Source organism: Lysinibacillus sp. A4, from assembly GCF_024919535.1.
GTDB lineage: Bacteria > Bacillota > Bacilli > Bacillales_A > Planococcaceae > Lysinibacillus > Lysinibacillus capsici.
Genome location: NZ_JANWTB010000013.1, coordinates 122,994 through 133,174 on the forward strand (window position 1 = coordinate 122,994; position 10,181 = coordinate 133,174).

General features: G+C 37.2%; 10 protein-coding genes and 1 rRNA gene. 8 read left to right on the forward strand and 3 right to left on the reverse strand.

Going from position 1 to position 10,181, the window contains the following annotated elements:
- Window positions 1-6 precede the first annotated feature (6 nt).
- From NY607_RS21250 to NY607_RS21260, 3 genes are all read left to right on the forward strand, one after another.
- Window positions 7-819 (forward strand): HAD family hydrolase, encoded by an 813-nt coding sequence (locus tag NY607_RS21250; protein WP_054549028.1) that lies wholly within the window; start codon window positions 7-9, stop codon window positions 817-819.
- Between the two features lie 95 nt (window positions 820-914).
- Entirely contained in the window at window positions 915-2,546 is a 1,632-nt protein-coding gene (locus NY607_RS21255) for a YceG family protein (protein ID WP_259420328.1), read from the forward strand.
- Window positions 2,547-2,568: 22 nt separating this feature from the next.
- A complete protein-coding gene (locus tag NY607_RS21260) occupies window positions 2,569-3,603 on the forward strand; it encodes a toxic anion resistance protein (protein WP_259420329.1) in 1,035 nt (344 codons plus the stop codon).
- A gap of 124 nt (window positions 3,604-3,727) precedes the next feature.
- Here NY607_RS21260 and NY607_RS21265 read toward each other — a convergent pair whose 3' ends face one another.
- Window positions 3,728-4,816 carry an FUSC family protein gene (locus NY607_RS21265; protein ID WP_048394747.1) on the reverse strand — a complete coding sequence of 363 codons (1,089 nt, stop codon included), beginning with the start codon at window positions 4,814-4,816 and terminating at the stop codon, window positions 3,728-3,730.
- A gap of 135 nt (window positions 4,817-4,951) precedes the next feature.
- Window positions 4,952-6,238, reverse strand: coding sequence for a glutamate-1-semialdehyde 2,1-aminomutase (locus NY607_RS21270; RefSeq protein ID WP_259420330.1), 1,287 nt, complete (start codon window positions 6,236-6,238; stop codon window positions 4,952-4,954).
- Window positions 6,239-6,367: 129 nt separating this feature from the next.
- Here NY607_RS21270 and bcp point away from each other — a divergent pair, with 129 nt between their 5' ends.
- The 3 genes from bcp (at window position 6,368) to perR (ending at window position 8,350) form a co-directional block, all read left to right on the forward strand.
- Complete coding sequence (gene bcp / locus NY607_RS21275; protein WP_048394742.1) at window positions 6,368-6,844, forward strand: thioredoxin-dependent thiol peroxidase; 477 nt, start codon at window positions 6,368-6,370, stop codon at window positions 6,842-6,844.
- Entirely contained in the window at window positions 6,841-7,785 is a 945-nt protein-coding gene (locus NY607_RS21280) for a D-2-hydroxyacid dehydrogenase (protein WP_048394740.1), read from the forward strand. Before bcp ends, NY607_RS21280 begins: the two co-directional genes overlap by 4 nt.
- Window positions 7,786-7,906: 121 nt before the next feature.
- Complete coding sequence (gene perR / locus NY607_RS21285; protein WP_004230508.1) at window positions 7,907-8,350, forward strand: peroxide-responsive transcriptional repressor PerR; 444 nt, start codon at window positions 7,907-7,909, stop codon at window positions 8,348-8,350.
- Between the two features lie 22 nt (window positions 8,351-8,372).
- Here perR and NY607_RS21290 read toward each other — a convergent pair whose 3' ends face one another.
- Complete coding sequence (locus tag NY607_RS21290) at window positions 8,373-8,723, reverse strand: YgzB family protein (protein WP_048394737.1); 351 nt, start codon at window positions 8,721-8,723, stop codon at window positions 8,373-8,375.
- A gap of 149 nt (window positions 8,724-8,872) precedes the next feature.
- On the opposite strand from NY607_RS21290, the gene NY607_RS21295 reads away from it, so the two are divergent.
- Window positions 8,873-9,760: a nucleotidyltransferase-like protein gene (locus tag NY607_RS21295; RefSeq protein WP_016994017.1), complete on the forward strand. Its 888-nt coding sequence runs from the start codon at window positions 8,873-8,875 to the stop codon at window positions 9,758-9,760.
- Window positions 9,761-10,109: 349 nt separating this feature from the next.
- A 16S ribosomal RNA gene (locus tag NY607_RS21300) occupies window positions 10,110-10,181 on the forward strand; the annotation flags it as partial.

Consider the following 10,181-nt stretch of genomic DNA (forward strand, 5'->3'; position numbering starts at 1 on the left):
AATATGATGATATTATTTACATCTGATTTAGATAGAACCCTTATTTATTCTAAACGCATGATGGAGATGTTTCCGCCAGCTACAGAGACAATCGTCGTTGAACACAAGGACGAAACAGCAATGAGTATGATGACACAGGCAACAGCACCCCTATTGCAACAGGTACACCAACATACTTTATTTGTACCTGTTACGACAAGAGCTTTACATCAATATAAAAGAATCCATTTTATTCATGATTTATGCCCTGCTTTTGCAATTACAAGCAATGGGGGTACAATAGTAGAAAAGGGTCAGCCATATGAAAAATGGACACAAACATTATCTAGACGTATTGAAGATTCCTCGATCCCTCGTATGGATATGCTAAAGCTTTTTCAGACAATTAAATCTGATACATGGCTACAACGATCTCTGTATATAGATGAGCTTTTTTATGTACATCATGTAGATATTGATATTTTACCATACGATGAATTACAAGCGATGATTCAAGAGTTTGATATGCATGGTTGGCATGTTCTGCTACAAGGAAAAAAATTGTATTTTATGCCCAAGGTGCTGACAAAGGAAGCGGCTATAGAATATATAAAAGAGTTCTGTACATACGATGTGCATATAGCAGCAGGTGATTCTATTATGGATTATGGCATGCTTGCAATGGCTGATTTAGGTTTTACACCAAATCATGGAGACTTAAAAGATAAACAGCCAAAATTTTTACAAAATACAACTTACTCGCCTCACAATGGTGAAGCATTTACAAAGAATTTATTGGAAACAGTTTTACAGATGGCATCACAACAAACGATCGTATAGATGTTCAAATATTTTTGTTGTCATTAGGTGAGACGTCCTATGACAAATGAATGCTTTAGCATAGGCTGAGGATGATTTTTAGGAGGTGCGTTTGTATGCAAACAATCACAATTAAATCAGTGTTGGAGCGTCATCCTGATGATTGGCTACAGGCGTTTCAAGATTCACCAAAGGATCGTGCATTTTATGAAACAACAGAGCAGCAAGTGAGCTTTAGTAGAATTGCTGTTCGTGTATTGGGCGTACCAATCGAAGAAGATGATTATTTCAATTCATTATTTACATTGTCACAGAACACTAACATCCATATTTTAAGTGAAGAATTAAATAAACATATTGAACCAAAAGACTTTCAGGCAATACAAACAATCCTTTCGCAGCATCAACAAACTCCACAAGGTCTATCTATTAATCGTTTAGTGGCAATGATGTATGGTTATCAATTAATTCCTAAGCATGATGACAGTGTAATGAATCGCCATTTACAGTTAGCAACCATTAAAGTAGTAGAGCTCTTTCAAAAACAGCAATCGTTAGGTTTGCTAGCAAATGACTTTCGCCGTTTTTTAATTGATATGGTGAAATGGCTAAAAAACCATTGGATTCTATGGACAAAATCCATGAAACCAACAGATGATTTTCCTAAAGTAGTTTGGTATGGGGAAGCAACTCTAAGTCAGCGCTATTTCTTATTGTTATTAATGGAGCTCGGTTGTGATGTGTTAATTTTTCATCCAGCTAAAATAGATGAATTTGCTGAGATTGATCCTAATGATACTTTCTCTATCACATCTGCGTATACCAATCAAACAACTTTACAGCCATTTCCTGATAAGTTGCGTGATCGGCAAGCAACGGTTGGATATCGATCTAGTCAGCATTTTGAGCAATTAATGCATGATCAGCAATCAGGTGTCTATAAGCCTTGGCAGTTTAAAGATTTTATGCCACGCTCCTTAACATTACGGATGACATATGATGATATTTTTATTTATGCAAAAGAGAAAGCTTTGGTTCGACCACAGTTTGAAGTAATTGGAGATGAGATTGTCATTCCAGTCATATTTGCCAAAATTAGTGGGGTTTCGAGCAGACGGGAAGAATACTGGTATTATATGCATCAGTTATTAGCAAATCCGCAAACTGTTTTTGTCCAAAAATTCCCCTATGCACCAACGAGTAGAGCCAATTTTCACTTTCACTATAAGCATTGCCTAGTAAATGGAGAACTATCAGTAGAGCGTATTATGCAAAGTGATTGGTGGCAATACGGTGAGTTAACATTGGAGCTACAGCGTGCGATTGCACACACGATAAAAACTTCCTGTGAGCAGCCCATGTTGAAACAGCAGCAAAATGAGACCTTATATGATTTACAGTTATTTTTATTTAAACAAATGTCGATGATTCCACAGGAGATCCTAAGATTACTACAAAGCTTTGACTATTCCCAAGAGGTACCGAAGCTGGTATTATACCAAGCACCTCAACAACCAGCTTTATCACGTGAAGATATAGCGTTATTGGCCTTTTTAAATCGATTTGGTGTGGATATTGTTTTTTATAATCCGACAGGACAACTAGATTTAGAAAAGCATTTGCAAGAGGATAGTTATGATGTACACCGTTTAGAGCATATGCTGTTTGACTTGCACTATGAAGAACCAAAGCCACAGAAAACTGCACCCGACAAAATCATAAAAAAACTCTTTAATCGTTTTTTCTGATGATAGGAAGGAGGCGGCACGAATGTCGAATAACTCGTTGACGCTGAAGCAGCTGACACTGGAAACAGCAGAAGCCTTCAAAGAACAGTTAAGGGATCATGCAGAGGTACGGCAAATTGCCAATCAAATCAATATAAAAAATCAGATAGAGCTATTAGCTTTAGGAAAAGAACCGTCTACAAAATTAGCTACTTTTGCAGATCGAATTTTAGCCATCATCACCCAGTCAACAACTTTCGAATCAAATGAATTATTTAAGCAGCTTGAAGCCCTTATGCAGACATTCGACAAACAAGATTTTACAGAGCAAAAAGGCTTTTTTAAAAAGCTGTTTGCACGTAAGACCAAAAATGATGGCGATTTATTTACGAAATATAATGGACTGGGGAGAGATATTGAGAAAATCCATTATCAATTTGTACTGATGGAAGAGGAATTAGCGAAGGATAACCGAGTACTTGCACGCTTATATCAAGAAGACCTCATGTACTATCTTGAGCTAGAAAAGTATATCGTAGCAACTGACATGAAGCTTCATGATGTCCAAACAACATTGATTCCGATGTATGAAAAACAGAGTGAAGCAGGTAATCAGCTGGCGAAAATGGAGCTAAATCGTTTGCAAGGTATTGCAGAGATGCTCCAGCAAAAAATAGATGACTTAGAAAAATCGCGTATGGTGGCTATTATCACAGCCCCTCAAATCGATATGCTACGTAATGGTAACAGTGAATTGATGGAACAAATTAATGGGGCTTTTGTTAAAACCATTCCTGTTTTTAAAATGGGTTTGATGAATGCAGTTAATGAAAGACGTCAACAATTACAAAGTCAATCAGCCTCTGCCTTTGAAGATCGTATGAGGCAATTTGGGGGAGCTAGCAAGGAAGCGGTGCAATTAAGTACTGCCATGGCTCAACAATCCAACACTACCAAGACTCTTGAAGAAATGTGGGATACTATTGTATCAGGCATTGCCAATTATCAGCATTTACGTGCTGAACAAACGGTCAAACGCCAACAAGCAGAGCAACAATTGCTAACATTGCGTTCTTAGCTCCTTTCCTCTAAGTAGATTACTACTTGGAGGTTTTTTGTATAAAAAAAGCCGACAGACTTATCTTATTCAATGGGTGATCAAAATCCCACTGAATCAAGGTAATCTGTCGCCAAAATGTTAGCTATATGAATTCTTCTTCAAATTCTACATTGATTTCATGTCCATGATAGCTTTGGTAAGAAACAATAAGTGTATCAAGATGTTCTAAGTTTTCCTCATAATCTAAAATACGCGATAAAATATAGAGTAGGTGATAGCTAGAAAACTCCGTATCGCCTTCTTCACGAGCAAAGTTGATTTGCTTGATGAAAATTTCCATCAGCTCATTACGTTGGACATAGTCAATGCTTTTACTCCACTCCGAATGCTCAGGCTTAAGCTTCCCTGTATATTTTAAGAGCAATTGCTCATGGTACGTTAGCAAGGAATCAAGTCTCTCCTGAATCATTAAATGAAATTGGGTAGGGAGCTGAGCTAATTCATTTTCGTGATTATGCAAACGCTGTAGCAATTCCAAGCTTTTCTTGGAAGTTAAAATCATTTGACGATAGACTACTAGTTTGCGAGCTTTGACATATTTTTTATTTTTAAAGTAATTACGCTCTTCCTTATATAAATCATACAGCGTATCCACTCGTAGCATACGGTTTTTAAACTTACTTAATGCTGTTTTTGTGGATGTATGCTCAGAAGCTTGCCGTACAGCCAGTCGTGTCCAACGAATAATATCATCTTGTAAAATATAAATTTTGCGAAATAGTTTTACCTCGTATTTAGGTGGTAAGAACACAAGATTTACGACAAATGCTGCTAATACCCCAACTAATATCGTAACAAAGCGTATCAAACCAAATGTTAAAAAGTCATCCCCTTGAAATTCCATAATAGCTACAACTGATACCAACGCTAGCGAAAGTGATTTTTCGAGTCTAAACTTTAACATTAAACCGATAGCTATTATGACAGCTATACCAATGGCAACGACATGGTGGCCAAAAAGTAAGCCAAAAATGACGGCAATTGTCGCACCTATAATATTCGCTTGTACTTGCTCCACAATGGTTTGGTAAGAACGATAAATAGAAGGCTGAATAGCAAAAATAGCTGCAATTCCAGCAAAAACAGGTGAAGGTAGTTTCAACAACTCTGCAATAAATAATGCAAATACGATAGCTACACCAGTTTTAAATACACGGGCACCTAATTTCATAAAGATGTCCTTTCTGTCTAATATTTTTTAGCTTCTTTACATTATAGAAGGAAGTGCTCATAAAATACATAGATTTGCATGGATGAATAAGAAAAAGGCGACTTCTACTTGCAAGTCGCCTTTTTCTTGTCAAGATTATAATTGAGAAAACGCAATATCTACTGCTTCAATTGTTTCCTGAATATCTGCTTCTGTATGCTCAGTTGTTAAGAACCATGCTTCATATTTAGAAGGAGCTAGATTAATACCTTGCTCAAGCATGTGTTTAAAGAAGCGTCCAAATATTTCACCATCAGAGCTTTCAGCTTGCTCATAGTTTTCTACCTTCACATCTGTAAAGTAAATAGTAAGCGCTCCTTTAAGACGATTTAACGTGATGGTTACGCCATGTTTTTTAGCAGCAGCTAAAACACCTTCTTCTAAAATTGCGCCTAATCTATCCATTTCCTCGTATATACCTGGTGTTTGTAGAACTTCTAGGCAAGCAATACCAGCTTGCATAGATGCAGGATTTCCAGCCATCGTACCCGCTTGGTATGCTGGGCCGAGGGGTGCCACAGTATCCATAATCTCTTTACGTCCGCCATAAGCACCGATTGGTAAACCACCACCAATAACTTTACCAAGTGCAGTTAGATCAGGTGTTAGGCCAAGTAAATTTTGAGCGCCACCATAGTGGAAGCGGAAGGCCGTGATGACCTCATCATAAATCGTTAGGGCCCCTTTTTCCTTTGCTGTAGCATGTACTAATTCAAGAAAGCCTGGCTTTGGTTCAACGATACCGAAGTTTCCTACTATTGGCTCGATTAAAATAGCTGCAATCTCCTCGCCCCATTTATCCATGGCTTCTGTAAAGGCTTCAGGGTTATTAAAAGGTACAGTAATAACTTCTTCAGCAGTCGAAGTTGTCACGCCCGCTGAATCTGGTGTTCCTAATGTTGCTGGACCTGATCCGGCAGCCACTAATACTAAATCAAAGTGCCCGTGGTAGCAACCAGCAAATTTCATGATTTTTGTACGTCCTGTATAGGCACGTGCCACACGAATCGTTGTCATAACAGCTTCTGTACCAGAGTTGTTAAAACGTACTTTATCCATCGACGGAATGGCTTCCTTTAACATTTTTGCGAAAGTAACTTCATACTCAGTCGGCGTCCCAAACAATGTACCATTTTCAGCTGCGTGCGTAATGGCCTTTGCAATATGAGGATGACCATGACCAGTAACGATTGGACCATATGCTGCTAGATAGTCGATATAACGATTGCCATCTACATCCCAAAAATAAGCGCCTTTTCCTCGCGCCATGGCTACAGGAGAACCGCCACCTACTGCTTTATATGAACGAGAAGGGCTGTTTACACCACCAACAATATGCTGTAATGCCTCTTCATGTATTGCTTCAGATTTTGCATGATTCATAGAATTGCCTCCTAACTTTTTATACGTAATCTATTGTAGACCTATCGGTGTAAGAAATCCAAAGAAATTAAGAGATATGACTTGATTTGTTACTTAGAGTAAAATAGGACCTACAGAGGAGGAGATTGTATGACATTACTAGAAGGACAAAAAGCGCCGGATTTTTCTCTATTGAACGAAAAGGGCGAGATGGTGCATTTAGCTGATTTTAAAGGAAAAAATGTTATTTTATACTTTTACCCAAAGGATATGACACCAGGCTGCACGACGGAGGCATGTGATTTTCGCGATAAGTTTGAGGACTTCAGTCATTTAAATGCTGTTGTTCTGGGTGTTAGCCCAGATAACGCAAGCAAGCATACAAAATTTATTGATAAGCATGGTTTGCCATTTTCATTATTAGTGGATGAGGACCATGCTATTGCTGAAGCTTATGATGTATGGGTTTTAAAGAAAATGTATGGACGTGAATATATGGGCATAGAGCGTTCAACGTTTTTAATTGATGCTGAGGGGAAGCTTGTAAAAGCTTGGCGCAAAGTTCGAGTGAAAAATCATATTGAAGAAGTATATGCTTATTTAGCAGAACAGGAGGCAAAACAATGAGAATCTATTTTACATTTGAACCTAGACCAGATTTACGAGAACCATTAGTAGCAGAATTTCCACAGCTTGAATTTATCTTTGAAAAGAGCATATCAAATGAAGAGCTTCAACAAGCGGATGTATTAGTTACATATGGTGAAGATTTAACAGAAGAGAGTATTCAATCTGCTACAAAGCTAAAATGGATTTTTGTTGCATCGGCAGGTATAGAAAAAATGCCAGCTCAGGCTATTATTGAACGCAGGATTCTAGTTTCAAATGTTCGTGGCATTCATAAAACGCCTATGGCTGAATCGATTCTTGCTCATATTTTAGCCATTAAACGAGCTTTGCCTTGGATGTATGAGCAGCAAAAGAAAAATGAATGGTCGAAAAAAACACAACAAACGGAATTACGAGATAGTACGGCACTTATTTTGGGGCCAGGTGCCATTGGTTCGGAAGTTGGGCGTTTATTGCAAGCTTTTGGTGTTACAACAATTGGCTGTAACCGCTCTGGTAAAGAAGCGGCCTATATGAATACGATGATTAGTTTTACCAATTTGAAAGAAGCACTACCTCTTGCAGATATCGTTATTTCTGTATTACCAAAAACAACAGAAACGACCCATTTATTAAAAGAAGAGCATTTTGTTGCGATGAAAAACAATGCGATCTTCATGAATTTTGGTCGAGGTAATTTAGTTGATGAAAACGTACTCATTCAAGCGATTGAAAGAAAGCAAATAGGACACGCAGTTTTAGATGTATTTGAAGAGGAGCCTCTGACATCCGACAATCCATTATGGACATTACCAAATGTTATAGTATCACCTCATGTATCCAGTCATTCTTCTCGTTATGTTGAGCGTAGCTTAGAAATTTTCAAGCCAAGCCTAACAAAATGGCTAAAGGGTGACACGGATTTAGAAAATGTTATGGATTTATCAAGAGGATATTAAGGAAAAAACCATTGATTTATTGAGGATAAGCAATGTGTGATTGTTGACGAAGTAGTACGAATTGGATACACTATTTATAACAATTATAAATTAATAATACTTATGGAAGAGGTGCATGACGATGTCTGCAACGCATTTACAAGATGCACTGGACACGTTGAAAACAACTGGTGTACGTATTACTCCTCAGCGTCATGCTATTTTGGAATATCTAATTCAATCAATGGCACATCCTACTGCCGATGAAATTTATAAAGCTCTTGAGGGTAAGTTCCCTAATATGAGTGTAGCGACTGTTTATAACAACCTGCGTGTATTTCGTGAAGTAGGTCTTGTGAAAGAGCTAACTTACGGGGATGCTTCAAGTCGCTTTGATTTCGTGACAAACGATCATTACCATATGATTTGTGAATGCTGTGGTAAGATCGTCGATTTCCATTATCCTGGACTCGACGAAATAGAGCATTTTGCATCACAGGTAACAGGCTTTGATGTGCATTCGCATCGCTTAGAGATATACGGCACTTGTCCATCATGTAAAGTTGCTACTGCTAAAGTACAATAAAAATCCTAGCTCTTAAAAAGGGCTAGGATTTTTTTGTTTTATTATAGGATTGATCGAACTCTTTACCTTCTAGAGTAGGATCAAGTGTTAATGGCTCATTGCAGTACATGCACATATCTACTCGGCCTAAAACCTTTGTATGTTTATGGCAATTAGGACACTCTACTTGAATAGCTCTTGTTGACAGTAATCCGATCCACGCATATACAACTGTGCTACCGATAATACAAAGAACACCTAGTGACATGAAAATTAAAACTAATATCGGGCTGTTTTTAAAGAAAATGCCTCCGTACATGACAATAAAACCAAAAAAGATTAGTGCTAATGCGAATGAACGAATTTTATTAATTTTACTTTTATAAGGTTTCATATTTCATCTTGCCTCCCAATCTAAAATCTACTATAACATATAAGGGCAAAGTATTTTAGCTTTGAACTGAATGAAAGAAGGAATACTTTTAGAGTATGTCGAATTTTTAACGGAACAAAACAACCTATATGAATAAAGGAGGGCTGAACATGGAGCAAGTACTGCGTCCGATATATCAAGAACGTGCGAGTCAGTCGAATACATTAGGCGTAATTTTAGTGGAAAAGCGTGAAGAACAAAGTAACGTTACAGATACATTTGATACGGTTTTACTCATTATCGTAAAAGAAGCAGAGCAACCAGTCTTTTCAAAACATTACTTATATGAAGGAAATAAAATCGCTCTACATACTGTTACGGAGAAATTAATTCGAAAATGGTTACTCATCGGTTCAAATAGAAAGGTTGTTGATTGGATATTCTTCGGTAGAGTATTATTTGATCGGAATGAATTTCTGCATAAACTAAAAATAGAATTGCAGGAATTTCCGTATAGTGGTCGTAAAATTAAAACAGGTATTCAATTTTCAAAGTTAATTCGTCGCTATTTGGAGGGGAAAGAATACTTTGATAAAGGAAGTTACTTAGATGCTTATAATCATGTTGTGGATTCGCTACATCATCTAGGCCGCCTATCTATTATCGATAGTGGCCTGTATCCTGAAGTAACTGTTTGGGCACAGGTGAAAAAAATCGAGCCAGCCATCTATAAGCTGTATGAAGAGCTAGTGACAAGTAATGAGCCAATAGAAAAGCGCTTAGAATTATTGTTTTTAGCAAGTGAGTTTTTAATCCACTCTCGTACACGAGATGGGGCACAGCATATATTAGAAGTCATGCAAACAAAAGAAATGTGGACTATTCAGGAATTACATGATCATCATGAACTTGTTAACTACTCAGTGGATTTAGAAGTGTTTGTTGAGTATCTAGTGGATAAAGGCTATATTCAAATTGAACCCATTGCAGCGAAAAATGATAGGATATTTCACCGTCATTACAAGGTAAATAAAGATGCTCTAGAAATGGGGCAATGACTGTAGTATGCTTGTAATCGAGGTATCTAAAAAATACCTCGATATTTTTTTAGAAAAGTAGTTGACGAATAATATCTTAGTATTGTATTATATTAATTGTCGCTAAGACATAAACGAATAACTCAGAAAAACACAAAAAACTTTTTTAAAAAAGTTGTTGACATGTTTTGAATGAGATGTTAATATAAAGAAGTCGCTGAAAAACGACTTAAATAATGAACCTTGAAAACTGAACAAGCAAAACGTAATCAATAAAGTTTTAAGTAGCTAGCTTCGGTTAGTGAACAAAACAAAAATTTTGGACATCAAACATGATGCCAGCAAAACAATTTGAGCTAATCAAATTTCTTTTATGGAGAGTTTGATCCTGGCTCAGGACGAACGCTGGCGGCGTGCCTAATACATGCAAGTCGAGCGAACA